At 67.1% G+C, this 24,427-nt stretch carries 24 protein-coding genes and 1 pseudogene; 4 read left to right on the top strand and 21 right to left on the bottom strand.

The window, feature by feature from the left end:
• The first annotated feature begins 232 nt into the window (after positions 1-232).
• A complete protein-coding gene (locus ASC37_RS03660; protein WP_082438360.1) occupies positions 233-1,252 on the top strand; it encodes a cytochrome-c peroxidase in 1,020 nt (339 codons plus the stop codon).
• A gap of 126 nt (positions 1,253-1,378) precedes the next feature.
• Here ASC37_RS03660 and ASC37_RS03665 read toward each other — a convergent pair whose 3' ends face one another.
• The 16 genes from ASC37_RS03665 to siaA all read right to left on the bottom strand — a co-directional run bounded on the left by ASC37_RS03665 (position 1,379) and on the right by siaA (position 15,845).
• On the bottom strand, positions 1,379-2,287 hold the full coding sequence (locus tag ASC37_RS03665) for a cation diffusion facilitator family transporter (RefSeq protein WP_051240804.1): 909 nt from the start codon (positions 2,285-2,287) through the stop codon (positions 1,379-1,381).
• Complete coding sequence (locus ASC37_RS03670; protein ID WP_055423079.1) at positions 2,284-3,681, bottom strand: ATP-binding protein; 1,398 nt, start codon at positions 3,679-3,681, stop codon at positions 2,284-2,286. Before ASC37_RS03670 ends, ASC37_RS03665 begins: the two co-directional genes overlap by 4 nt.
• Positions 3,678-4,343 (bottom strand): response regulator, encoded by a 666-nt coding sequence (locus tag ASC37_RS03675; RefSeq protein WP_055423080.1) that lies wholly within the window; start codon positions 4,341-4,343, stop codon positions 3,678-3,680. Before ASC37_RS03675 ends, ASC37_RS03670 begins: the two co-directional genes overlap by 4 nt.
• A gap of 98 nt (positions 4,344-4,441) precedes the next feature.
• Positions 4,442-5,233, bottom strand: a complete 792-nt coding sequence (locus ASC37_RS03680) for an SDR family oxidoreductase (RefSeq protein ID WP_055423081.1) — start codon at positions 5,231-5,233, stop codon at positions 4,442-4,444.
• A 10-nt stretch (positions 5,234-5,243) separates the two neighbouring features.
• Entirely contained in the window at positions 5,244-5,891 is a 648-nt protein-coding gene (locus ASC37_RS03685; protein WP_055423082.1) for a TenA family transcriptional regulator, read from the bottom strand.
• Between the two features lie 13 nt (positions 5,892-5,904).
• On the bottom strand, positions 5,905-7,386 hold the full coding sequence (locus tag ASC37_RS03690; protein ID WP_055423083.1) for an AMP-binding protein: 1,482 nt from the start codon (positions 7,384-7,386) through the stop codon (positions 5,905-5,907).
• Positions 7,371-8,069 carry a thermostable hemolysin gene (locus ASC37_RS03695; RefSeq protein ID WP_055423084.1) on the bottom strand — a complete coding sequence of 233 codons (699 nt, stop codon included), beginning with the start codon at positions 8,067-8,069 and terminating at the stop codon, positions 7,371-7,373. Before ASC37_RS03695 ends, ASC37_RS03690 begins: the two co-directional genes overlap by 16 nt.
• Before the next feature lie 130 nt (positions 8,070-8,199).
• Positions 8,200-9,558 (bottom strand): sensor histidine kinase, encoded by a 1,359-nt coding sequence (locus tag ASC37_RS03700; RefSeq protein ID WP_055423085.1) that lies wholly within the window; start codon positions 9,556-9,558, stop codon positions 8,200-8,202.
• Positions 9,555-10,232 (bottom strand): response regulator, encoded by a 678-nt coding sequence (locus tag ASC37_RS03705; RefSeq protein WP_055423086.1) that lies wholly within the window; start codon positions 10,230-10,232, stop codon positions 9,555-9,557. Before ASC37_RS03705 ends, ASC37_RS03700 begins: the two co-directional genes overlap by 4 nt.
• Positions 10,233-10,242: 10 nt before the next feature.
• Positions 10,243-10,863, bottom strand: coding sequence for a cytochrome b/b6 domain-containing protein (locus ASC37_RS03710; RefSeq protein ID WP_055423087.1), 621 nt, complete (start codon positions 10,861-10,863; stop codon positions 10,243-10,245).
• A 12-nt stretch (positions 10,864-10,875) separates the two neighbouring features.
• A complete protein-coding gene (locus ASC37_RS03715) occupies positions 10,876-11,436 on the bottom strand; it encodes a diheme cytochrome c (RefSeq protein WP_055423088.1) in 561 nt (186 codons plus the stop codon).
• A 16-nt stretch (positions 11,437-11,452) separates the two neighbouring features.
• Complete coding sequence (locus ASC37_RS03720) at positions 11,453-11,881, bottom strand: DUF1924 domain-containing protein (RefSeq protein ID WP_055423089.1); 429 nt, start codon at positions 11,879-11,881, stop codon at positions 11,453-11,455.
• A gap of 194 nt (positions 11,882-12,075) precedes the next feature.
• The gene (gene siaD, locus ASC37_RS03725; RefSeq protein WP_055423090.1) at positions 12,076-12,885 is read right to left on the bottom strand and encodes a biofilm regulation diguanylate cyclase SiaD; all 810 of its coding nucleotides are present in this window, start codon (positions 12,883-12,885) and stop codon (positions 12,076-12,078) included.
• Position 12,886: 1 nt separating this feature from the next.
• The gene (gene siaC / locus ASC37_RS03730) at positions 12,887-13,267 is read right to left on the bottom strand and encodes a biofilm regulation phosphoprotein SiaC (RefSeq protein WP_055423091.1); all 381 of its coding nucleotides are present in this window, start codon (positions 13,265-13,267) and stop codon (positions 12,887-12,889) included.
• 23 nt (positions 13,268-13,290) lie between these two features.
• Positions 13,291-13,833: a biofilm regulation protein kinase SiaB gene (gene siaB, locus ASC37_RS03735; protein ID WP_055423092.1), complete on the bottom strand. Its 543-nt coding sequence runs from the start codon at positions 13,831-13,833 to the stop codon at positions 13,291-13,293.
• A gap of 14 nt (positions 13,834-13,847) precedes the next feature.
• Positions 13,848-15,845: a biofilm regulation protein phosphatase SiaA gene (siaA, locus tag ASC37_RS03740; RefSeq protein ID WP_055423093.1), complete on the bottom strand. Its 1,998-nt coding sequence runs from the start codon at positions 15,843-15,845 to the stop codon at positions 13,848-13,850.
• 232 nt (positions 15,846-16,077) lie between these two features.
• Between siaA and ASC37_RS03745 the strand changes: the two genes are divergently transcribed.
• On the top strand, positions 16,078-16,578 hold the full coding sequence (locus ASC37_RS03745) for a bacteriohemerythrin (RefSeq protein ID WP_055423094.1): 501 nt from the start codon (positions 16,078-16,080) through the stop codon (positions 16,576-16,578).
• On the opposite strand, the pseudogene ASC37_RS11895 reads toward ASC37_RS03745, so the two are convergent.
• A pseudogene (locus ASC37_RS11895) lies at positions 16,562-16,687 on the bottom strand (DUF1924 domain-containing protein); the annotation flags it as partial. The gene ASC37_RS03745 and the pseudogene ASC37_RS11895 sit on opposite strands and share 17 nt — an antisense overlap.
• Here ASC37_RS11895 and ASC37_RS11610 point away from each other — a divergent pair.
• Both ASC37_RS11610 and ASC37_RS03755 read left to right on the top strand, forming a co-directional pair.
• A complete protein-coding gene (locus tag ASC37_RS11610) occupies positions 16,664-17,026 on the top strand; it encodes a hypothetical protein (protein ID WP_055423095.1) in 363 nt (120 codons plus the stop codon). The pseudogene ASC37_RS11895 and the gene ASC37_RS11610 sit on opposite strands and share 24 nt — an antisense overlap.
• 63 nt (positions 17,027-17,089) lie before the next feature.
• The gene (locus ASC37_RS03755; protein WP_082438362.1) at positions 17,090-18,700 is read left to right on the top strand and encodes a methyl-accepting chemotaxis protein; all 1,611 of its coding nucleotides are present in this window, start codon (positions 17,090-17,092) and stop codon (positions 18,698-18,700) included.
• Between the two features lie 32 nt (positions 18,701-18,732).
• Here ASC37_RS03755 and ASC37_RS03760 read toward each other — a convergent pair whose 3' ends face one another.
• The 4 genes from ASC37_RS03760 to ASC37_RS03775 form a co-directional block, all read right to left on the bottom strand.
• Positions 18,733-20,112, bottom strand: coding sequence for an efflux transporter outer membrane subunit (locus tag ASC37_RS03760; RefSeq protein ID WP_055423097.1), 1,380 nt, complete (start codon positions 20,110-20,112; stop codon positions 18,733-18,735).
• Between the two features lie 5 nt (positions 20,113-20,117).
• Positions 20,118-22,088, bottom strand: coding sequence for a MacB family efflux pump subunit (locus ASC37_RS03765; RefSeq protein ID WP_055423098.1), 1,971 nt, complete (start codon positions 22,086-22,088; stop codon positions 20,118-20,120).
• Entirely contained in the window at positions 22,075-23,307 is a 1,233-nt protein-coding gene (locus ASC37_RS03770) for an efflux RND transporter periplasmic adaptor subunit (RefSeq protein WP_055423099.1), read from the bottom strand. Before ASC37_RS03770 ends, ASC37_RS03765 begins: the two co-directional genes overlap by 14 nt.
• Before the next feature lie 152 nt (positions 23,308-23,459).
• Positions 23,460-24,416: a zinc metalloprotease HtpX gene (locus ASC37_RS03775; RefSeq protein WP_055423100.1), complete on the bottom strand. Its 957-nt coding sequence runs from the start codon at positions 24,414-24,416 to the stop codon at positions 23,460-23,462.
• Positions 24,417-24,427: the final 11 nt, after the last annotated feature.

Below are 24,427 nucleotides of genomic sequence, written 5' to 3' on the forward strand. Positions count from 1 at the left end.
CGTTTCGTTTCTTGATGCTGCGCAAACCGGCCGTGAGTTCGGTCATCATCGGTGCAACCAAGCCCGAAGATGCGTTTGTGACGGGACGATGAAGAAAACCTTGCGGTGCGTGGCGACTGATGTTAATGGTGGCTTAAGAATCGCGTGAAACAATGAAACCCCGACCGTAGAATGGGAAAGGGGGTGATCCCCTTGGGATTTCCGTTTGTCTCGCACCGCAAGGAGAAGTCTCATGAAGATCAAACCACTGGCGGCTGCCCTTGCCGCTTTGGGGGTGGGGGTGTGTTTCGGCGTGCAGGCTGCGCCCGACGAACTGCGCGAAAAGGCCAAGGTGATCATCCAGCCGATCGAACCAGCGAAGATCGATCATCCGGCCAAGGTCGATCTCGGCCGTCAGCTCTTCTTCGAACCACGCCTGTCGATGTCCGGCATCATCTCCTGCAACACCTGCCACAACCTGTCGCTGGGCGGAGTGGATAACCTCAAGACTTCCATCGGGCACAAATGGCAACCGGGGCCGGTGAATGCGCCGACCGTGTTCAACGCCTCGCTCAACTTTGTCCAGTTCTGGGATGGGCGTGCCGCCAATTTGCAGGAACAGGCCGCCGGTCCGATCCAGAATCCGATCGAAATGGGGATGCCGCACACGCTCGCCGTGGCCGTGCTGCAGTCCATCCCCGGCTACGTCGACGAGTTCAAGAAAATCTACGGTACGGACCAGATCGCCATCGAGCAGGTCACCGATGCGATCGCCGAGTTCGAGAAAACCTTGGTTACGCCGAATTCGCGTTTCGACAAGTGGCTCAAGGGCGACGACAAGGCGATCACCGCCGAGGAACGCGAAGGCTTCAGGATTTTCTACGACAGCGGCTGTATCGCTTGCCACAACGGCCCCAACCTCGGCGGCAATTCCTTCCAGAAGATAGGCGTGGTCGAACCCTACAAGTCCACTTCGCCTGCCGAAGGTCGCGCGGCGGTGACCAAGAAAGACGAGGATCGCTGGTACTTCAAGGTGCCGACGCTGCGTAACGTGGAACTCACCTACCCCTACTTCCACGACGGTCAGGCGAAGACGCTGGAGGAGGCCGTCACCCTGATGGGACGCTTGCAGCTTGGCCGCACCTTCACCGACGACGAAGTGAAGAAAGTCGTCGCCTTCCTGCACACGCTCACCGGCGAGCGGCCGCAGATGCCTTTGCCGCTGCTGCCGCCCTCCGGTCCGAACACGCCGCGCCCCGATCCGTTCAAGTGAGGAGCGCATCAGCGTAGCGTCGTGAGGTAGTCGATGATGGCCTGTCGGTCCTGCGGGTCCGGCAGGCCGTCTTCATCCGTCCGTTCAGAGCATGGATTTGGGTGGCGGCGGAGAGGCAGGATGGCCCTACACCGGATCGACGTGCGTGGTCAGGTGCAGCACGGGGTGGCGTGCCTTGACGGTGGCGACGACGCGCTTGGCGATTTCGTGCCCCTCGGCCACCGTGAGGTGCCCGTCGATTTCGAGGTGGACGTCGGCCACGATCATGTCGCCGGTCTTGCGGGTGCGCAGGTCGTGGATGCCGCGCACGCCGGGGATGGCGAGGATCTCGGCGGCGATTGCTGCGGCCTGTTCCTCGTTCACCGCACGGTCGGTGAGGTCGTGGAAGGCGTCGCGGGTAAAGCCCCAGCCCATTTTGACGATCATCAGGCCCACGATCAGGGCGGCGATGGGGTCGAGCAGGGTCACGCCCAGAAGGTTGCCACCGATGCCGATGGCAACGACGAGCGAGGAGGCGGCGTCCGAGCGGGCGTGCCAGGCGTTGGCCACCAGCAGGCTGGAGCGCACGCGCTCGGCGACGGCGAGCATGTAGCGGAAGAGGAGTTCCTTGGCGGCGAGCGCGCCGAGCGCCACCGCCAGCGCAAGCCCGTGCACGGTCGGGATGGTTGCGGGATTCTCCAGCTTGTGCACGGCGGTATTGATCATGCCGAGGCCGACGGCAAGGAGCAGCGCGCCCAGGACGAGCGAGGCGGCATTCTCGAAGCGTTGGTGGCCGTAGGGGTGGTTGGCGTCGGGCGCTTTGCGACTGTGGCGCAGGGCGAGCAGGACGACGAAGTCGGCCACGAGGTCGGAGAGGGAATGGATGCCGTCGGCTACCAGACCTTGCGAGCCGGACCAGAGGCCGGCGATCACCTGGGTGAGGGTGAGGCCGAGGTTGACGGCGACGCTCACCCAGGTGGTGCGTTTGGCCGCGCGTTCTCGTTCGGGAGAATCGGACTCTTCGTCGAGCTCGTCGAAGTCGTGGAGTTCGTTCATGAGGTTTCGGTCATGGCAGGGAGGGGGTGGAGGGGGGAATCTTCCGAGCGCGGAAAGACCACCCGCATCGTCGTGCCGCGGCCATCCGGCCCTGCTTCGGCGCCGACGCGGCCACCATGGAAGGCTACGATGCGCTGTACGATGGCGAGTCCCAGTCCGGCGCCGCCGCTGGGGCTGCCGGGGACGCGGTAGAAGGGCTCGAACACGCGGGCCCGTTCTTCGGGGGGGATGCCCGGCCCCTGATCGCTTACGGTGAGCGTCACGGTCGCGGCGTCGACGGTGAGGCGGACGTCGACGCGTCCGCCAGCCGGGGAATGGCGGATGGCGTTGTCGATCAGGTTGCGCACGAGGATACCCAGGGCGAGGGCGATGCCGTGCACGCGGGCGGGTTCCGGTGCATCCAACCCGAGTTCCACGCCGCGCTCGAGCGCGAGCGGCGCTAGTTCGGCCACCGCTTCGCGGGCGATCTCGCGCAGATCGAGTTCGCCGCGCAGGGTACGGGTCACGTCGGGTTCGAGCCGGGTGAGGGTGAGGAGTTGCGAGACGAGGCGGCTCGCCCGGTCGACCCCGGCGATCAGATGATGCAGTGATTCTTCCCGCTGGGAACCCTCGGGGGCGCGCAGGGCGAGCTGGGCCTGGGTTTTGAGGACGGCGAGCGGGGTGCGTAGTTCGTGCGCCGCGTGCGAGGTGAAGCGCCGTTCGCGCGCCATCGCGTCGGCGAGCGCCTCGAGCAGGTGGTTGAGCTCGCCGACGATGCCACGAATCTCCACGGGCACCTCCGCGAGCGCGATCGGCGTGAGCTGGGTCGGCGAGCGGTGGGCGATCTCGCATTCGGTGCGCGCGAGCGGTTGCAGCCCCCGGCGCACGCCGACGAGCACGAGGACGACGAGCAGCGGCACGGCCACGAGCAGCGGTCCGACGAGCTGACCGATGACGTGGTAGACCAGTTCGGTGCGGCCGGAGAAGGGTTCGCCGACGTAGACTTCGAGGGGGCCGTCGGAGTGGATCTTGTGCAAGACGCGCCACATTTGTTTTTGATAGAGCACGTCGGCGAAGCCGTCGCCGGGAATGAAGCGTTCCGCGGCGGGGGCGTCTGCCGTGCGCACGAGCAGATGGCCGCGGTACCAGATCTGGAAGGCCGCCTCGTCGTCGTAGGCGCGGATGAGGCGTTCGCTGAAGACGCCGTTGAGCACTTCTTCCGTCGTCTCGTGCTCGTCGTTGAGTTCGTGCCAGGAGAGGTCGAGCAGCACTTCGGCGATCTTCTCCAGCCGATCGTCGTAGAATGCGTGGATTTCGCGCCGCGCATCCCAGAAGACGATGGCGGTGAGCACACCCCAGGCGAGGGCGAACACGCCCAGCATCAGGACGATCAGGCGTCGCCGCAGCGAGATCATCCGCGCTCCTTGGGCAAGAGGTAGCCGACGCCGCGCACCGTCACGATCCATTCCCGACCGAGCTTGCGGCGCAGGTGATGGATGTGGACCTCGATCGCGTTGCTCTCCACTTCGCTGCCCCAGCCATAAATCCCTTCTTCCAGCCGCTCGCGTGACAGCACCTTACCGGCATGCTCCAGCAAAAGGTGCAGGAGGGCGAATTCCTTGGCGGAGAGCTCGACCGGTGCGCCGTTGAGCGTCACCGTGCGCGCCGCTGGATCGAGCACGAGCGGACCGTGGCGCATGGCGCTGTCGGAACGGCCGTGGGCGCGCCGGTACAGCGCCCGCAGGCGGGCGGCGAGTTCTTCGAGGTCGAAAGGCTTGCCCAGATAGTCGTCGGCGCCGGCGTCGAGCCCGGCGACCCGGTCGGAGACCGCGTCCCAGGCGGTGAGGATCAGCACCGGGGTCTTCACACCCGCCGCACGGGCGCGCTTGAGCACCTCGAGACCCGAGAGGCCGGGCAGGCCGAGGTCTAGCACGGCGAGCTCGAACGGTTCGCTACACAAGGCCGTCAGCGCCGCTTTTCCTTCGCGCACCCAATCGACGGCATAGCCTTCCTGTTCCAAGCCGGTGCGCACGGCCGCACCCAGCATTTCGTCGTCTTCGATCAAAAGGAGTCGCATCGGTCTATCGAGCGCCTTCCTTCTGGGCGAGTTCCGCGGGCGCCGCCAGCAAGACGGCGGACATCGTCCGTTTGCGGATCATCCTCGCTGCCTCGTTTTCACGGAACGCGCCGCGCAAAGCGGCGCACCACTTCGGTCTGCTTGCGCAGCAATCGATCGAGCAAGCCGGGCCAGAGGGCGTTGAGGCGCACGACCCAAGGCTCCATTCCGCCGAGCACCACCTCGCGGGCGTCGCGCCGGATCGCCTCGAAAATCGCCTCGGCCACGACCTCGGGCGGATCGACCGCCATCTTCGTCGCCTGGGCCATTTCGTAGACCTGAGGCGGATTGAGCGCGGTGCGCACGGCACGCGGGGCGACGAGCGTCACGCCCACGCCGCTGCCGGCGAGTTCGCGCCGCAGCCCTTCGGTGAAGCCGCGCAGGGCGAACTTGCTCGCCGCGTAGGCGGTGTAGCCGGGCAGCGCGAGCGCCCCGAGCACCGAGCCGCAGAAGACGAGCCGCCCGCTGCCGCGTGCCGTCATCTCCGGCAGCAGCGCTTTGGCAAGCCACATGGCCGAGGCGCAGTTGGTGCGCAACAACCGTTCGATCGTCTCGTCGTCTTCCTCGGTGAACCAGCGGAAGCTTCCTTCGCCGGCCAGATGCACCAGGAGGTCGATGCCGCCCAGCGCGCCGCGTGCTTCGTCCACGGCAGCGCGGCACCCCGGCGCGCTGCCGAGATCGGCGACGACGAGTGCCGCCGAAGGGATGTCCCCGGCCAGCGCTTCCAGGGCTTCACGGCGCCGCCCTACCAGCGCGAGCCGTGCGCCAGCCGCTGCGAGCCGCTGGGCGAGCGGGGTGCCGATGCCGCCGCTTGCTCCCGTCAGCAGGACGCGTTTTCCTCGTATGTCCATGAGCCTCTCCTCATTGCGGCAGGGCGCGGAACATGTCGCCGTAGAGCCGGTACATCTGGCGGGCACAGCGGATCACCGCGCGCTGGTCGTCTTCGTCCTCGAGCCGGTCCATCAGGCGTTCGAAGTAGGCGATGTGGCTCTGGTCGAGATCCCCGTGACTGGTGAGGTAGGAGAACGCCGCATCCGGCAGGCCGAGCGCCGCCTGGATCGCCTTGGCCGCGCGCGTGGCGAGGTTGACGCTCGTGCCTTCGAGCACCAGCACCATGCCGAAGAAACCCACGGGGTTGCGCCGCAGTACCGTGTCCCAGGCGTAGGCGATCATGCGGTCGGTCTCGGGCGCCGGTTCGCCGCAGCGCACCGCCTCGGCATCGACGCCGCAGGCGCGCAAATCGTCGAGTACCCATTCGTGATGGCCGTATTCCTCGCGGATGTATTCGGCCACGGCGCCGCGCAGCCATTCGAGCCGCTCGGGCAGCCGAGCCCCCACCGCCATCAGCAGAGGCACCGTCTGGCTGACGTGATGATAGGCCTGGGTGAGAAAGGCGCAATAGGTCTGCAGGCTCACTTTTCCTTCCACCGCGGCGGCGAAGAGGGGGATCGCCAGGAATTGCGCGCGTTCGCGCTCCGTTTCCTGCATCAAGGTGTGGTAGAACCCCATCGTGTTTCTCCGTTCAGTTTTCCAGTTTCGACCACAGTCGTTCGAGGGCCTGGGCGTAGGCCGCGAAGATGTGCGCCCGGCGCAGCCGCCCGTTGGGCGTGAGCAGGCCGTTTTCGGGGGTGAAGGGCGCATCGGCCCGCACCCAGGCGGCGATGCGGGCGTAGTCGGGCAGGCGCGCGTTGGCTGCCGCCACCGCCCGTGCGAGCGCCGGTTCGGGCAGCGTCGTGTGGAGCACGGCCAGGTTGTGCGCCCGCCCTTCGCCGAACACCGCTGCCTGCACGATGCCTTCTTCCTGGGTCAATTCCCCTTCGACCCATTCCGGCGAGACGTTGCGCCCGAAAGCGGTGACGTAAATGTCTTTCTTGCGTCCGGTGAGGAAGAGGAATCCGTCCTCGTCGAAGGCACCGACGTCCCCCGTCGGCCAGAATCCGTCGAGAGACGGGGGCGCTTCCTGTCGCAGATAGCCCGCGCACACCGCGCCGCGCACCAGCACTTCACCGTCGGCTGCGAGCCGGACTTCGGTGTGAGGCAGCGGCCGACCGACGCTGCCGGGGCGTTCTGCCCCGGGGCGATTGACTGCCACCACCGAGGCGCATTCCGACAGGCCATAACCTTCATAGACGGGCAGTCCCGCGGCCCGCGCCCGCTGTAGGAGGTGCAGCGGGACCTTGCCGCCACCTACGGCGAGAAAGCGCAACCGCGCCGTGGGCGGTCCGCGCCGTTCGGTTTCCGTTACCAGCGCGCGCAAGAGCTGGGGGGTGAGCACCGCCGTGTCCGGTTCGGCGCGCTGCAGCGCCGACCACAGGAGAGCGGCATCGACCCCGGCCGCGCCGCGCAACCCGAGTTTCGCCACGGGCCAGAGCACCGTGCCCATGCCGGCGAGCAGCGGGGCGTACAGTCCGGCGATGTTCTCCAGCAGGACGGAGAGCGGTAGCACCGCGAGATGCCGTTCGCCTGCCTCCACCCCCGCCGCCCATACGAGCGAGCGGGCCACCGCTTCCATCGCCTCGCGGCGCAGCAGGACCCCTTTGGGCGCGCCGGTGGTGCCGGAGGTGTAGGTTACCTTGGCGATGCCCGCTGGCAGGGGCGGCGCGCTCGGTTCCAGCATCACTTGCCACAGTCGCACGCCGGCCACTTCGCCCAGGGGGCGAGCTTCCCCCTTGTTGGAGAATGCCTGCGGCTGGTCGGTGAGCACCGCCCCGACGCCCGAGTCGTCGAGCACGTGCGCCGTCTGCGCCGCGGAGAAGAAGGGGGGCAGCGGTACGAGCGGGACGGCGGCCGTCCAGGCGGCCAGATCGCACACCGCCCAGGCGGGGCCGTTGTCGAGGGCGAGCGCCACGCCGCGCTCGCGCCAGGGTTCGAGCAGCGCGGCGAGCACCTCCACCGCAACGGCGGCGGTGGTAAAGTCGAGCGTGCGCTCGCGCCCGATCCACGCCGGTGCCTGGGGGCGCGTTGCTGCCCAGCCGCGCAGCGCTTCGCTCAGTGTCGGGTACATGCCCTTTCCCCCTTCCAACGCATCCCGGCACCGCAGCCCAGGGCAAGCCCGCGCAGCCACAGGGCGAGCAGGCCGTCGCCGCTCGCGGCGAGCATTTCCCGCACTGCGCCGGCACCTTGGGCCACTTCGCCGGCGACCACCTGCGGGTCGCCCTCGTAATACGATCCCCAGCCCGCGCCGCCGTCGGGCAGGCGCCCGGGGTGCGCCGGCGCGAGCGGGTGCAGGACGATGCCGAGCCGCGCGAAGGTGTTGCGCAGCTCGCGGCGCGCGGTAAACACCACCCACTGCACGCGGCAGGCGGCGAGAAAAGCCGTGAGCGTCACCACCAGCGCCCGCGCGCCGCCCGGTACGTCGGCCGCGAGGCTGCCGACTTCGACGATGCCGTCGCGCACGCCGCCGGGAAGGAAGGTGTGCACCGGCGCGTCGAGATAGTGCTCGAGGAAGAAGGGCGCCTCGCCCCGGCGCAGCGCGAGCGCCGCCCGCACCTGGCCGGAAGCATCGCGCAGCGCGAGGAAGGGGCCGCGCGGCGGGGCGATGTGCGCGCCGTAGCGGGTCAGGTAGAGAGTTTGTACGAAGCGGGCGATGTCCTCGCCCATCGCGTCGTTTTCGGCCACCCAGGTCGCTTCCGTGAGCCTGGCGGAGGTTTCCTTTTTCGGTCGGGCGGAACAGACCGTCGTCGCCATTGCGTCCTCCTCGTCTCGTAGGGGTGGGAGATACGATACGGCGGTGAACTTAAGGAAAGCTTAAACGCCGCATCTGCGACAACAGGGGCTTTTCGCCCTCGAAGGCTTCTCGTCTCTTCGGATGTCTGGCTCATCGCGTCGGTGCTTCGTGCAGTACGGGCAAAACGAGGGTGAAGCGTGCCCCGCCCAGGCGGCTCTCACCGGGCTCGATACGGGCACCGAGGAGTTCCGCCGCTTCGCGCACCAACGTCAGGCCCAGGCCCGTGCCCGGCGCGGTGGAGTCGCGCGCAAAGGGTGCGAACAGCGTCTCCCGCCGTTCGGGAGGGATGCCGGGGCCGTCATCCTCGATTTCGAGCCGCACGAGGTTCCCTTCGCGGCGCAGCGACACCCGTACGGTGCTGCCCGGCGGCGTGTGGCGCAGTGCATTGTCGACGAGGTTGCGCACGATGAGCGCGAGCGGTTCCGGCGGGAGCAGAAGGGGCAGCGTCTCGGGCAGATCCACTTCCAAGGCGTGGCCGCGCGCCTGGGCCTGCGGCCAGAGCAGGGCCACTTCCTGGCGAACGACCTCGGCGGCGTCGATGGTGCGGCGCGGCCGGCGCGCGTCGTGCCCCAGGCGCGCGAGGGTGAGCAGTTGCTCGATGAGCTGGGCGGCGCGGGTCGTCCCTTCGCGGGCGGCGCGCAGCGCTTCCCGGCGGCGCGTCTCGTTGCCTTCGACGAGGGCGGCATCCAGATGCGCCGCGATGGCAGCGATCGGTGTGCGCAGTTCGTGGGCGACGTCGGCGGTGAAACGCCGCTCGCGCTCGAAGGCCTGCGACAGGCGGGCGAGCAGGTCATTGACCGCCCCTACCACGGGTTCGAGTTCCTGCGGCGCATCGGGCAAGGCCACCGGTTCGAGCGCGTCGGGGCGGCGCTGCCGCAGCGCGTGCGACAGCACTGCGAGCGGACGCAGCCCCCGGCCGATCGCCCACCAGGAAAAGAGCGCGAGCGCGAGCGCACCCAGGGTGAGCGTCTCGACCGAGTGTTCCACCAGATCCTCGGTGAGCTCGTCGTGCGCCTCCAGCGGATGCGCGGCGAACACCCGCGCCCCGTCGGAGCGGGTGGCGGCATAGATGCGCCAGCCCGGTTTGCCGGGGATGCGGTGAAAACCGTCTGCGAGGCGGGACAGGTCGGCATTCGACGGCAGGGCACCGAAGCGCACGATCTCCCCGCCCTCGGGGTCGAGCACCAGCACTCCGGCGTGCTTTCCGGCTTTCCGCTGCCTTTTGCCCGGAGGGCCCGAGGAGGGCGGGGCGTCACCCCTGCCCAAAGGGGCTGCAGAGAGGGCTTCGACGCTTGCCACGAGCCGCGCATCCAGCAGTTCCTCCGCCTCCTTGCCGCTCTCCGCCACGACGTAGGCGAGCGAGACGAGCCAGAAAAGGGCCACCCCGGCGAGCAGCCAGAGCGTGAGGCGCAGGCGCAGCGAGCGGCCGAGCCGGCGCCACGGGATCACGGTGCGGCCCCTTGCGCCGCCGGGCCCAGGCGGTAGCCCAGGCCGCGGATCGTGTCGATGATGGCCGGGTCGATCTTGCGGCGAAGATGATGGATGAGCACCTGCAGCACGTTGCTGTCGGGGGCTTCCTCCGCCTCGTAGAGCGCCTGTTCGAGCTGGATCTTAGTGAAGACGCGTCCCGGGTTGCGCGCGAGACGCTCGAGCAGGCGGTATTCCATCGCCGAGAGCTCCACCGGCGCACCGTCGAACCACACGGCGTGTCCGGCCGTGTCCAGGCGCAGACGCCCCAGGTCGATGAACGAACGCGCCCGCCCCTCGCCGCGGCGCACCAGCGCCCGCAGGCGGGCGGCGATCTCCTCGAGCGGGGCCGGCTTCACCACGTAGTCGTCCGCTCCCTCGTCGAGGCCGGCGATGCGCTCGGAGAGCGCGTCGCGCGCCGTCAGGATCAGCACCGGGAGGACGAGCCCCTCGGCGCGCCAACGCCTGAGCGCGTGCATCCCGTCTTCCTGCGGCAAGCCCAGATCGAGCACCACGGCGTCGAACGGCTCGGACTGCAGCAGGCGGAAGGCCGAAGCCGCCTCCCGTGCCCATGCCACGTTCATCCCCAGGGCCTCCAGCCCCCGTTCGAGGCCCGCGCCTAGGAGCGCATCGTCCTCGACGAGCAATACCCGCATCTTTGCTCCTTCATTGGCGCAGCAACCAGTAGACCACGATCGCCACCCAGACGAACAGCACGACGGCCATGGGGGTGTAGGGCTGCTCGATCGCTTCCTGCGGCGCGGCGCGCTTCACTCCGAGCACCATCGCGCGTACCAGATTCTCGCGATGGGCGAGGCTGCCGACGAACACCCCTGCCAAGTGCACCAGCACCACGGCGAGCATGAAGTTCGCCAGCGCTTCGTGCGCCTTTTCGGCGAACTTGCCGCCGATCTCCTCGTAGGCGAACCATCCGAAGAGCGGAGTGAGGATCCCGAGCGCGAGTAGGGCGAGGATCGCGATGCCACCGGCCGGATTGTGCCCGGTGTAATGGCGCGGCTGCAAGCGTGCCAGCCCGACGAGGTAGTCCCAGGCTTCGCGCCAAGGACGCACGAAAGAAGAAAACCGCGCCGGCCACGGGCCGACGAAGCCCCAGACCACGCGAAAGAGCACCACTGCGGCCACCGTGCCGCCGGCGGCGACGTGCACCAGACGCAGGCGCTCGGACTCCCCCGTGAGCCAGGCGACGAGGAAGCCGAGGGCCATCAGCCAGTGTCCGAGCCGCACGACGGCGTCCCAGATCAACACCTTGTTTTCGTTCGGCTCCATGACGGGGCTCCTTCAGTCCTTGTACGGGCCATAGCCGGGGATGTCGATCTCGCGCTCGCGGTACGAGCCTTCTTCGGCGCGCTTGTGGCAGGCACCGCAGTTGGCCGGGGACTTCACCCGTGGATCGCGCCAGGCCGCGGCGGGAACCTCGTCGTGCTCTTTCTGGAACCAGCGGGTCTGCGTGATGCGCGGCGGATCGCCCGCCCCTTGCGTGCGGCGGGCATCGCCCGCGTGCTGCACGAGAAAGTCGGTGAGCTCCTGCGCCGTCTGTGGCGACAGCGAGGCGTCGTCGCCGTAGTGATGGGCGAGATCACCCATCACCTTGCGCCAATCCTCGGCCGAGAGCAAGGACGGCGGGAAGGGAACGTGGCAGCTGCCGCACTCCTGGCGGTAGAGCGGCGAGAGCGGCGCCCCTTTGCTCTTGTCTTTATAGCGGGTCTCGTGTTTCTCCTGTTCGGCGCGTTCGTGCCGCTCCTCGGCCGAGACCACGATCGGCGCAGCGATGAAGGCGGCGCACAGGGCGGCGGTGAAAAGATGTCCGTAGCGGCGATAAAGTCGTCCGATCGCATTCATGTCAGGTCTCCTTCAGTCATTGGCGCACGAGCCAGGCGAGAAAGTCGGCTTTCTCCGCTGCCGTGCATTCGCGTCCCACCACTTCCTTGCAGTTGCGGCGGAACCACTTCTCGATCTTGGCTTCGTCGGTGAAGCGCTCGGGATTGGCGCTCACGGCCATGGGCGCGATCGTCTTTCCCGTGACCACGTGTTTGCCGCTCTGCCGGGGATCGGCGCCATGGCAGGCATGGCAGCCGGGCATGTCGGCCGACACACCGTGATTCTTGCGATAGAACGCCTCGCCGCGCGCAGGGTCGGGGGTGAAGCCGGGCTGCTCCTGGGCGACGCGCTGCGCGTAGCGCTCGGCCATCGCCGCAGGCGTCTCGGCGGTGGCAGCGAGGGAAAAGCCGGAGAGCAGGGCGGGAAAGAGCCAGCCAAGCAGCTTGCGGAAGATGGGGGATTTCATGATGACCTCGTCGTCGTGATGCAGACGGTGTCATTGAATCATGCCGTCCTTAACCGGGGGTTAAAACGACGCTTCATTCACGATCCCGCTGTGAACGTGTCCGAAATTGACGTCGTATCTGCAGTACTGCGCCAGCCAGGCTGCCCTCCGGCGCGGGGGGATCCTTGCTTCTGGCCGTTGCCAGCGGTGACCGATCAGCCGATGACCGTACGGTCGCGTCCGTCCCGTTTGGCGCGCAGGAGCGCAGAGTCGGCACGATCCAGGGCGGCGGCGAAGCGTTCGCCGGCGATTTGCCGCGTCAGCCCGATGCTGGCGGAGACGGTGACGGGGCCGAGTCGATGCGCGATGGAGATGGCGCCGATCGCCTGGCGTACGCGTTCCGTGATCTGAAAAGCGTCGGCGAGTTCGGTGGCGGGGAAAATGAGGAGGAATTCTTCTCCGCCCCAGCGACCGACGAAATCGCTGTGGCGAATGGCGCCGCGTAGGGCGTCGGCGATGTGCTTGAGCGTCGCGTCACCCATGTCATGGCCCCAACCGTCGTTGATCCGTTTGAAATGATCGACGTCCAGGATCGCCAGGCAGTATGCCGCCGGAGCCGTGGTGCTGGCGGCGTCTTCGTCGTGGAGCCGTTCCATCAGGTAGCGCCGGTTACCGAGTTCGGTGAGCGGGTCTTTGAGCGAGCTCTGCAGGAGGGCGGCATTGAGGGAACGGAGCTGATCCTGGTAGCGATCCGAGATGCGGGCGAGCTTCTCCAGTCGGCGCAAGTGGTGCTCGAAGCGCTGGGACAGTGTGCTCGAACGGAGCCGGCCGAGTTCGTGATAGCCGTCGGAGAGATGGATGAGGCGCAGCAGCCGTTCGTTCTGCTGCCGGTGCAGGGCGAGCAGGCGCGCGAGCGGGGCGCGAAGGGGGTTGGCGTGATGGACGGGGGAGTCGAGCAGCTGGTCGATTTCGGCCAGCAGCCTGGCTTCGTCGCCTTCGTCCGTGTCGGGAGGGATGGTGCTCATCTCAGGTCTCGGCGCTGATGCGAAACGGAAAAGTGCAGTCCTCGCGGAATTCTTCCGCCAGGAGCTCGACCCGTTCGTTGCGGGAATCGAAGAACCAGTCGACGCCGACGTCCCGGCCTTCTCGATGGGCTTCTTCGAGCAGGTCGAAGATGTCCATCATGACTTTCACTGAACTAGTGTTCATATACACGAGGCGCAGTTCGAGGCGCAGGGGGCGGTTTTCCTGTCTCAGGTAGGATTCGACCCAGTCGAGCGTGCTGGTGAAAAAGTCGAAAGAGTTCTCGGGGTAGGAATCGCCGGACATCTGCAGCAGGCCGAGATCCCAGTCGGCGGTGATGGTCGGCGTGGTCTGGGTGCCGGGCAGAGTGAAGGAGGCGTTCATGGGGGGGCTCCGGTGCGAGGCGGTCAGAGGATAGCGCGCAGGCTGAAGAAGGCCTTGCCGCCGCCCAGCGGACGTTGGGTGGCACTCAGAGGGCAGCGGGACTTGCGGGCGATATCGATGAGTCCGAGGCCGGCGCCGCTCGAGGCTCCGGGCGTGATGGGCCGGCGCAGCTGTTCCTTATAGGCGCGCTTGAGCTCGACCGAATCCATGGCGGCGAGGTGGGCGATGCGCTCGAGCAGGGGCGCAGCGTCTTCGGCCTCGATGACATTGCCCGCCTGGATGAGATAGCCGCCCTGTCCGTCACTGGCCACGAGGATCGTGGCAGCACTCTCGCTTTCTCCGTATCCCTTGCGAATGGCATAGTGCCGGATATTTTGCGTCATCTCGACATAGGCTCCGAACACGTCCATGGCGGCGCCGGGATGGGTGTGTTCAGCATCGAGATAGTTTTTCAGGGCGAGCCCGATTTCCTCGATCAGGCTGCGTGAGATCGGGCCGTTGAAGCACAGCAGGATGTGGTGGCTATGCAGCAGTTCGCGCAGGTCGAGAAAATCGATGTCGAGCATGGGAGACGCTCCGTTCAGTCGAGGCGGAAAGACAGCAGGGTGATGTCGTCGCGTTGCGGCAGTCCGCGGCGCCAGTCCTCGAAGGCTTCGTCGAGGGCTGCGGCTTGTCGGGAAAGGGGCAGCCGGGCCACGCACCGCAGGAGATCGCAAAAACGCGTGTCACCGAACCCGAAGCCGAGCTCGCCGCCGGCTTGGTCGAGATAACCGTCGGTGACGAGCGTGTAGGTGATGCCGGAGCGCAGGGGAATTTCTTTTTCGACGTAGTTCGCCGGTTTGCGATCGCACAGGGAACGCCGCTGGGCGGGGAGCCGGTGCACTTCTTCGCCGTCGCTCCAATAGAGATCGATCTTGGCACCGGCATAGCGCAGGCTCCGGGCCGTCCGGTCGATGTGTACCAGGGCGGCATCGGTGCTGGTGGCGATGGCGCGCGGCAGGCGGGCCTGGTCGAGCATGCGGCGCAGGGTGGCGTCGGCCTGCTGCAAGAGAGTGGCTGGACGATCGAGGCCGTGGCGATTCATGGCATCGTCGAAGGCGGCGCGGGCGAGCATGGTCATGAGCGCTCCGGGAACGCCGTGTCCGGCACAATCGACGATACCGAGGAGATAACGCTCGCCTTCGGCGCGAAAGAGGTAGAAGTCTCCGCCGACCACGTCGCGCGGGCGCCATAGCACGAGGTGGTGCTCGCCGAGCAGGGTGGTCAGCTCGCGATCGGGCAGCAGCGCCCGTTGGATGAGGCTGGCGTACTGGATCGAATCGCCGAGTTTCTTCTGGGCGGCGGCCATGGCGGTGTTGGCTTCGAACAGCTCGGCGGTGCGGCAGCGTACTTGTTCTTCGAGCTCGTGCGTATGGTTGGCGAGCTGCCGAGCCATGTGGGAGAAGGCGCGGTTGAGGTCACCGAGTTCGTCCTGGCCGGCCGCCGGAAGATCGACGTCGAAACGACCCGAAGCCAGCGCCATGGCCGAGCGGTGCAGCCCGCGCAGCGGCCGCAACAGGAGGCGGTCCACCGAGAGGACGAAGAGGGCGAGTACGGCGAGCAGCACCAGACCGAAGGCGACGAGGGCGGTGCGCACCCAGGCATCTTCGAAGAGGCGGGCGTCGTCGAGATCCACGGCGGTGACCAGGTACCACTGCAGCGGCTCGAGCCACGTGAGGGCGAGCAATTGCCGCCGTCCATCCAGCGTGGCGGGCGTCACTTCCACTTTGCCGGGGCTGGCGCTGGCTAGGCGCATGGTCGCCCCGAGGTGGGCCGCGTCGTCCGGGCCGGTGAGCTGGCCGAAGAGCGTTTCGTCTGGCCGGGCGTTGCCCGTGGCGCCCGAAGCCCAGGCGATGCGCCGGGAGTCGGGGTGGGCCTGGATGGCGCCGTTGCGGTCGATGATGAGGGGCGTGACGCCGGGTTCGGCGGTGTGCAGGAAAGAAGAGACGAAGGTGGTGAGGTCCACTCCCGTGCCGGCCACTCCCAGCCGTTCCCCGCCGTCTTGGATGACGACGTTGATCCACACCATCACCTGCTTCAGCCAGCGATCGGGGTTGGGATTGATGTTGAGGGGCGAGGGGTTGTCGAGCGTGGCGAAGAACCAGGCATCCTCGGGTTTTTGGGGGTCGAGGTGATAGCGCGGCGCCAGACTGTCGGGGGTGTCGTCGTCGCGGTAATAGTAGGCTCGGCTGGCGCGACTGGCGATGAACCAGGAATGGCCGATGAAATCGCGCCGATAGCTTTCGGCTTCGATGCTGGCCTGGCGGCGCCGCAGATCGTCGTCCTCGTGGCGCAGCCAGTCGCGGAGCGTGAGCGAGCCAGCGAGGTGGCGCGCCAGCGCGACTTCGCGCGACAGGGGGCCGGCGATGCGCTCGCCGTGTAGTTCGGTGAAATTGCGCGCCCAAGCCTCTGCGAAATGTTCGCGCAAGTTCTGGAAGACCTGCAAGCCGATGGCCGCGACGGGAACGAGGGCGACCAGGCACAGCAGGAGCAGCGCCAGGGCGGATTTCGCCCGTATTCCGAACCACCAATCGGCCATCGACAGGCCCCTTCATTCGTTGTCGCGAGTATAGGGGAAAAAAGGAGGTGGCAAGAGAGGATGCAAAAAAATTTGCTGAGGCAGCCTGCTCGTTTTTTAGGAAAAATGGATGATTTTTAATGCATCTCGTGTAGATGTTTTATTTTTGGATAAATCATTTTTCTTAAAGTTAGTCCATGAGGATTTTCGGGATCACTGGTAGACTATGCTTTGAAAATGAACGGAGTGAATCATGGCCAAGATCGTCTGGACTCCTGATCTGGACACGGAGATAGAGCCAATCGACCAGCAGCATCGGCAACTCGTGGAACTCATCAACCAACTCGACGACGCCCAGCAGGGCGGGGATCGCGCAGCGATCGGCAAGGTCATCGAAGGCTTGATCGAATACACCGTGTCGCATTTCGCCTTCGAAGAGGCGCTCATGGAAGATGCGGGGTACCAATTCGTTCGGCCTCACAAGAAGGTGCATGAGATCTTCGTGCGCCGGGCCAAAGAATTACAGGATCGATTCCTTGCCGGGGAGAACGTGGCGGGAGAATTGCAGACCATGCTCGGCCTGTGGTTGCTGAACCATATCCGGCGAGACGACGCCTCCTACGTCAGCGCCGTCAAGGGGGCGATGGTGCGCTTGATCGAAGAGAAAGAAGAAGGCGGGTGGCTGTCCCGTTCGTTGCCACCACTTCCTTGCAGTTGCGGCGGAACCATTTTTCGATTTTCGCTTCGTTGGTGAACCGCTCGGGATTGGCGCTCACGGCCATGGGTGCAATCTTCTTGCCGGTGACCACGTGTTTGCCGCTCTGCCGGGGATCGGCGCCATGGCAGGCATGGCAGCCGGGCATGTCGGCCGACACGCCGTGATTCTTGCGATAGAACGCCTCGCCGCGCGCAGGGTCGGGGGTGAAGCCGGGCTGCTCCTGGGCGGCGCGCTGCGCGTAGCGCTCGGCCATCGCCGCTGGCGTTTCGGCGGTGACAGCGAGGGAAAAGCCGGAGAGCAGGGCGGGAAAGAGCCAGCCAAGCAGCTTGCGGAAGATGGGGGATTTCATGATGACCTCGTCGTCGTGATGCAGACGGTGTCATTGAAGCATGCCGTCCTTAACAGGGGGGTTAAAACGCGCGATTACATGATCGGTTACAGAAATAGATTGAGAATGATTTTTCTTAAAAATCGAACGATTTAAGGAATTGTTAATTTTTTCCTGCATACTTTATGATTGACAATATTGGTGTCGAGCGAGACGAACATGCGACTCAACCTCCCTGTCACACAGAACGAATACCCTGTGCGCGACGACGTGGTGATCGTCTCGCACACTGATCGCAAGGGCCGCATCACGTTCGTCAACGACGACTTCTGCGAATACGCCGGCATGACGCGCGAAGAGCTTCTCGGGCAGCCGCACAACGTCATCCGCCACCCCGACATGCCGCCGGAAGCATTCCGCGACTTGTGGGCGACGATCAAGGCGGGGGATGTCTGGCAAGGGATCGTCAAGAACCGGCGCAAAAACGGCGATCACTACTGGGTCAAGGCCACGGTGGCGCCGCTGCCCGACGGCTCGGGCTACATGAGCATCCGGCTCAAGCCCCCGGCGGAAGAAAAAGCCGCCGCCGAGTCGCTCTATGCCCGCATGCGCGCGGGGGAATCTCTCCGGCTCGAGCGTGGTCGGCTGCGGCCCGGGCCGTTGCGGCGCATGCTCAACCGCCTCGGTCTCGAGAGTCGCTACTGGATCACGCTCTTCGTCGGTGCCGGCTTCTATGGCGTGGCCGTCCTGCTCGCTCTGGAGGGACGGACCACGGCTCTGGCGTGGGTCTCCGCCGCCGGTTTGCTCTCTTTCATCGGATTGGGCACATGGATGCGACGCCGTTTGCGTGTAGGCATCGGTGAACTCAAGACCATGGCGCAGGCGGTGGCTGCCCTCGACTTGCGCCCGGACATCGATGACGATCACCACGACGAGATTCGCACCTTGCTCGATGTCCTGAAAGTGATCCGGGCGAGGTTTTATGAGACGGTGATCACACTGCGTCAATCGCAAAAGCGGCTGCGTACCGAAGTGGACGAGGAACTCCAGCGCGCCGGGCAGACGCGCTCGTCTGCCCAGGAACAGACGGCCGCGGCGCAGACGCTTGCCGCCTCCAGCGAGCAGCTCGCCCACGCGATGGCAGAGATCGCTGCCACGGCGGCCCAATCGGTCGAACGGATCGACGCGCTGATTGCGACCAATCGCCAGGCGACGGCGCGGGTGCGCGACAGTGCCGAACAGACGAGCAAATTGTCTGACGAGTTGACGGCGATCGCCCACGAAGTCGAGGCGTTCAAGGGGTCGATGGATTCGATGCGCAGCGTCATCGACGTGATCGGCGAGATCGCCGCACAGACGAACCTGCTCGCACTCAACGCTTCCATCGAAGCCGCGCGCGCCGGCGAATCCGGTCGGGGCTTCGCCGTGGTCGCCGACGAGGTGCGCAAACTCGCCGAGCGCACCGCCCAGGCCACGACCGAGATCGGCGCCATGATCGGCAAGGTTCAAAGCCAGGTGGATCACGCCGTCGCCCAGACACAGGCAGGGCGGGAAACGGTCGAGACGACGGTGCACAAGGCGCTCGCCTCGGCCGAGGAGATCGCCGGCATCGAACATGCACTCGAAGCGATCGGGACCGAAGCCGCGCAGATTCCCCGAAGCGTCGAAGCCCAAGCACAGGTCACGCAGCAAGCGGTTGCCGAAATCACCCACATCGCCCGGATGGCCGAACAGCTCGAACGATTGGCCCATCAAAGCGAGGATGCGGCGCGGTTGCTGGAGAGGACGGTACAAGAGATCGTCAGGATGTTGCAGCAATTCCGGACATAGATGCGCGCTTTACCGGCATCCGAGGGCTTGCATCACGGAACCTCTTCCCATCCGCCGCCCAGCGCCTGGTAGAGGCTGAGCGCGGCGTTGAGGCGGGTGAGGCGTGCCTGTACCTCGGCGTCGCGCGCGCCGAGCAGACTGCGCTGGGCGGTGAGCACGTCGAGATAGAGCGCCATCCCTTGCTGGTATTGCAAGGTGGCGATGCGCAGCGCCCTTTGCGCCTGATCCACGGCGCGCCGTTGTGCGGCAAGCGCCTCGTCGCCGTTGCGCTGGGCGCTGAGGGCGTTTTCCACGTCGCCGAAGGCGGAGAGCAGCGTCTGCTGGTAGGTCTGGGCGAGTTCGCGCACCCGCGCTTCGCTGTAGGCGAGCTCGCCGCGCAGCCGTCCGCCGTCGAAGAGGGTGACCGAAAGGGTGGCGGCGAGCGTGAAGAGGCGGCTGCCGGGGTCGAGGATCTGGTGCAGGGCGCTGCTCGCGCCCCCGCCCTGGGCGGTGAGATCGAGCCGGGGGTAGAGGGCGGCGGTGGCGGCGCGCGCGTCGGCGGTGGCCGCCTGAAGCGCCGCTTCGGCGCTGCGCACGTCGGGTCGGCGCTCGAGCAGGCCCGACGGCAGGCCGGCGGGCGGGCTGGGCAGGCGCAGTTGCGCGATGGGGGTAACCTGCGGGGCGAAGTCTTCCGGCGGACGCCCGAGCAGCAGTGCCAGAGCGTTCGCTGCTTGGGTGCGCTGGGTCTGCAGCGGGGGGATGGACGCTTCGATCGTGGCGATTTCCAGTTCCTGCTGCGCGACCTGCAGGTCGGTGGCCATGCCGGCCTGGCGCTGCGCCTGCACGACGCCGAGCATGGCGCGGGCGGTGTCGAGCGATTCGCGGGCAACGGCGAGCCGCGCTTCGAGTGCCGACAGGGTGAACCAGGTGTTGGCGGTGAGGGCGGTCACCCCCAGCTCGACGGTGCGTTGGTCGAATTCACTCCCCTGCAGGCGCGCCGCGGCCGCTTCGGCCTGGGCGCGGTTGTAGCCGAAGAGGTCGAGCTCGTAGCTCGCGCTGAGCAGGGCCTGGTGGCGGTTGCTGATGGAAGACGAGTTGCCGTTGCTGCCGCTGCTCTTCTGGCGCGAGGACGCGGCGCTCGCATCCAGCGAAGGGTAGAGCCCGGCGGCGGCCACTTGCAGCAAGGCGCGCGCCTCGGCCACGCGCTCGACGGCGGCGCGCAGATCGTGGTTCTGGGCAAGCGCCGTCTCTTCGAGCGCATCCAGCGTCGGGTCGCCGAAATCGCGCCACCACCGCGGCGCGGGCCAGCGGTCTTCGGCGGTGCCGGACTGCCAGCTGGAAGGAGTCTCGACGGGGGGGCGTTCGTAGGCGGGGCCGACGGCACAGCCGCTGAGTAGGGTCGCCAGGGCCAGGAAGAAAGGGCGCAGGCGCATGCGGCTCACTCCGTGCTCAGGGCCACGACCGGATCGAGCGAGGCGGCGCGCTTGGCCGGCAGGTAGCCGAAGACGAGACCGGTGGCGAGCGCGCTGGTGAAGGCGAGCAGGATGGGCGGCACGGTGATCAGCACCGCGGTACCGAGCCAGGCGGCCACGGCGATGACGATGAGCCCGCCGGCCACGCCGATGAGCCCGCCCACCGTACAGACCACCAGCGCTTCGGTGACGAATTGCAGCAGGATGTGGAAGGCCCTCGCCCCTACAGCCATGCGCACGCCGATCTCCCGCGTGCGCTCGGTGACGCTCACCAGCATGATGTTCATCACGCCGATTCCGCCCACCACGAGCGAGATGAGCGCCACCGCCCCCAGCAGGAGGGTGAGCGTCTGCTGCGTCTCGGCCTGCTGCTCGAGCAGGGCCGTCATGTTGCGCACCTGGAAGTCCAGCGTGCGGTGGCGTTTCAGGAGCAGCTGTTCGATCGCTGCCTGCGTGGCCGCCATCAGGGCCGTGTCGCGCACCTCCACCGTGATGAAGCGCAGCCAGGTCTGGCCGGTGATGCGCGCCTGTCCCGTAGTGAGCGGCACGAAAACCATGTCGTCGCGGTCGTTGCCCATCATGTCGGCGCCCTTGGGCGTGAGCACGCCGATGATGCGCAGCGGCGTGTTGTTGATGAGCACGTAGCGTCCGATGGGGTTGGCGGTGCCGAAGAGCGCCTGGGCGGTGGTCTGACCGAGCACGGCCACCGGCGCATAGCCTTGCACGTGCGTCTGCGTGAAGAACGTCCCTACGGCGACCGGCCAGGCGTTCGCGAGCGTGTATTCGGGGCTGGTCGCGGTCAAGGAGGTGGTGTAGGTGATGTTGCCGGCACGCACCGTCACGGCGCTCGTCGATTGGGGCACGACGTGCTCGACGTTGGGCAGTCGGGCGATCGCCTCGGCGTCGGCCACCACCAGGGTGGTGATGGTGCTGCCGACGTAGCGCACGCCCGGTGCGCCCGGGCGCACCACGAGCAGGTTCGTTCCCATGGCCTGGATCTGGTCGAGCACTTTCTGCCGGGCGCCGTTGCCGAAGGCGAGCATCGCCACGACCGAACCTACGCCGATCATCACGCCCAGCAAGGTGAGCAGGGTGCGAAGGGGGTTTGCCTGCAGCGCCCGCAGCGCCGTGCGCACCGAAGCGGCCACGTCGAGCATCAGCACGGCGTGGCCCTCTCGCGGCGGCTCCGCGAGCGGAAGCGTCGGGACGCGCCCTTCGACGGCTTCGGGCGCAGGGCCGCTGTCCTCCACGATGCGCCCATCCTGGATGCGGATGATGCGCTGGGCCTCGCGGGCCACGTTGGGGTCGTGCGTGATGACGACCACGGTGTGCCCCTCACGGTGCAGTTCATGCAGGAGCGCCATCACTTCCTTGCCGCTGGCGGTATCGAGCGCCCCGGTCGGTTCGTCGGCGAGGATCACCCGCCCGCCGTTCATGAGCGCCCGCGCAATCGAGACGCGCTGCTGCTGCCCGCCCGACAGGCGCGAGGGGGGGTAGTCGAGCCGCTCGCCCAGGCCGAGCCGGGTGAGCAGCGCCTTGGCGCGCTCCCGGCGTGCGGCAGCGGGCAGCCCAGCATAGATCGCCGGGACTTCGACGTTTTCCAGGGCGGTGGCGTTGCTGAGCAGGTTGTAGCGCTGGAAGATGAAGCCGAAGGTGGAGCGGCGCAGCTGGGCGAGCGCGTCAGCGTCGAGTTCGGCCACGTCACGGCCCGCGAGGAGGTAGCGCCCGGCACTGGGACGGTCCATGCAGCCGATTATGTTCATGAGCGTCGTCTTGCCCGAGCCGGAGGCGCCCATGATGGCCACGAACTCGCCGGCCCAGATGGAGAGGGAGATGCCGTGCAGCACTTCGACGGTGATCTCGCCCTGCGTGAAGCGCTTGACGATGTCGTGCAGTTCGATGAGGGGGGCGACGGTAGGGGTTTCAGCGTCCGGCATTGCCGCCTCCGCTGCGGGGGCCGGCCCCACGAGGGGCGAGCGAGGGCGTGCCGATGACGACGTCTTCGCCCTCGCTCAGGCCGTCCAGGATCTGGGCGCTGACCTCGTCCTTGATGCCGATTTTCACGGTACGCGGCTGCATCCTGCCCTGGGCCATCACGAACACGCAGTCGGTGCCGGCCGGCGCGCGCGGCGGGCAGCCAGGCAAGCGGATGCCGCTGCTGCGCTGAACCGAAGAGAGCGCGGCCAGCGGCACGGTGAGCGCGTCGTCGGCCTGGGCCACGATGAAGAAGACCTGGGCCGACATCTGCGGCAGCAGGGCGCGATCGGGATTGGGAACTTCGAGCACGGCGTCGTAGAAGATGGCGCCGTTGATGAGCTCGGGCGTCATCTCCAGGCTCTGCAGGGTGGCGTCGATGCGTCGGTCCTGGCGCCCCAGGGTGGTGAAATAGGCCGGCATGCCGAGCGAGAGGCGCGGCACGTCGGCTTCCGAGACCTGGGCGCGCACGATCATGCGCTCGAGCTTGCCGATGCGCAGCAGCACCGGGGCGTTCTGCCGGTTGTTGAGCACCTGGCCAACGTGGGCGATGTCCAGTTTGCTCCAGTTGTTGCCATAGGCGGCGCTGGTGGGCGTCATGACGATGCCGGAGATCGGGGCGGTGATGCGGGTGTAGTCGAGGTTGGCCTCGTCGACCTTGAGCGTCGCCTTGGCCTTGTCGATCTGCGCCTTCAGGGAGGCGATGGTGGCTTCGGCCACTTTGAGGTCGGAGCGGCTCTGCTCGAGCGCCTGCTCGGTGGCGCCGCCCTGCGGGGCAAGCTGGACGTTGCGCTGCCAGGTCCACTTGGCCAGCGTCAGTTTTGCCTCCCAGCTGGCGAGCTGGGCCGTGAGATCGGCGATGGTGGCCCGGTCGACGGCGACCTGGGCCGCGTACTGCGTTGGGTCGATTTGGGCGATGAGTTGACCTTCCTTGACCTCGTCCCCTAGACCGACCTTGAGCTCGATGAGCTGCCCCGAGACCTGGGCGCCGACGTCGACGTATTCCGACGGGGCGAGCACGCCCAAGGCCGAGACCGTTTCGCGGATGCTGCCGCGGGCGGCCTTGGCGGTGGGGTAGTCTTCGGTTGCGCCTTGGCGATGCCGCCAGGCGAAGTAGCCGCCCGTGGCGAGCAGCAGGATCAATGCCGCAAGAAGGAAGCGGCGCCAGCCCGCCGGGATCATGGGCGTCGCCTCATCGGGCGAAGAGGTGCCGGCGCAAGCGCGGTGCACGGCATCGTCGGACTCCTGCTCGAGGACATCCCGCCATTATCACCGGGGATCGTCGGTACCGTATCTCGCCCGGCGGGCGATTCGTATCGTAAGGTTTCGCGCGCTCAATACCACAGCCCGCTGCCGGGGCGGTAGCGCGGCGCGGATGAAGAGGGAGGAGGAAAGGACGGAGGGGCGCCGGCGTCGTGCCCCGGAGGCGGTATGCGGCGCGCGAGTTCGAGCAGCCGGCGCACGCGATCTTCCGTGGCCGGATGGGTGCGCAGCCACGAGGGTTCGGGAGAGCCCCATCCAGGGAAGAGCCAGGCGCGCCAGCCACGATGGGCGCGTTCGATGGCCATGAGCGCCGAGGCGAGCCCTTCGGGGTCGCCTGTAAGGGCGACCGCTGCCAGGTCGGCGTCGTATTCGCGCACCCGCGACAGGCCCAGCTGCACGAGCATGGCGATCTGCGGCGCGAAGACGAGCAGCGCCACCGCCAGCCAATTCACCACCGCCGCGCCCACGAGCAGCAGCGGCAGGTTGACCAGCAGCAGGATCTGGCCGGTGAGCGAGAGCACGCTCGTCATGCGCGTGAGGGAATCGGCCAGGCTCATGACCCGCACGTCGCCGTGGGCGATGTGCGCCACCTCGTGCGCGAGCACGCCGGTGATCTGGCGCAGATCGAGCCGGGCGAGCAGCCCCGAGGTGAGGGCGATGGCGGCATCATTGCGGCTGCCCACGCTGAAGGCATTGACGATGGGCGTGTCGACGAAGTACAGCCGCGGCACGCGCGGCAGGTTGGCACGCGCGGCGAGCCGCTCGACGAGGGTATGGAGCTCGGGCGCTTCGCCCGGGGCGATGGGTTGAGCGCGGTAGAGGCGCAGCACCAGCTCGGGGCCGGCGAGCGGCTGCAGCACGAGCGACACGGCGCAGAAGACGAGCATGTAGAGGATGCCGTCATTGCCCCACAGCAGCCAGCCGACGGTGGCGAGCAGCGTGGCGAGCACGACCACCAGCACCGCCGTCTGCAGGCGGTTCATCCAAGCGTGGCGTTGCCAGAGGTGAGGATCGATGCGTTGCGTCATGCGGCTCCCGG

It is taken from the genome of Tepidiphilus thermophilus (assembly GCF_001418245.1).
Classification (GTDB): domain Bacteria; phylum Pseudomonadota; class Gammaproteobacteria; order Burkholderiales; family Rhodocyclaceae; genus Tepidiphilus; species Tepidiphilus succinatimandens.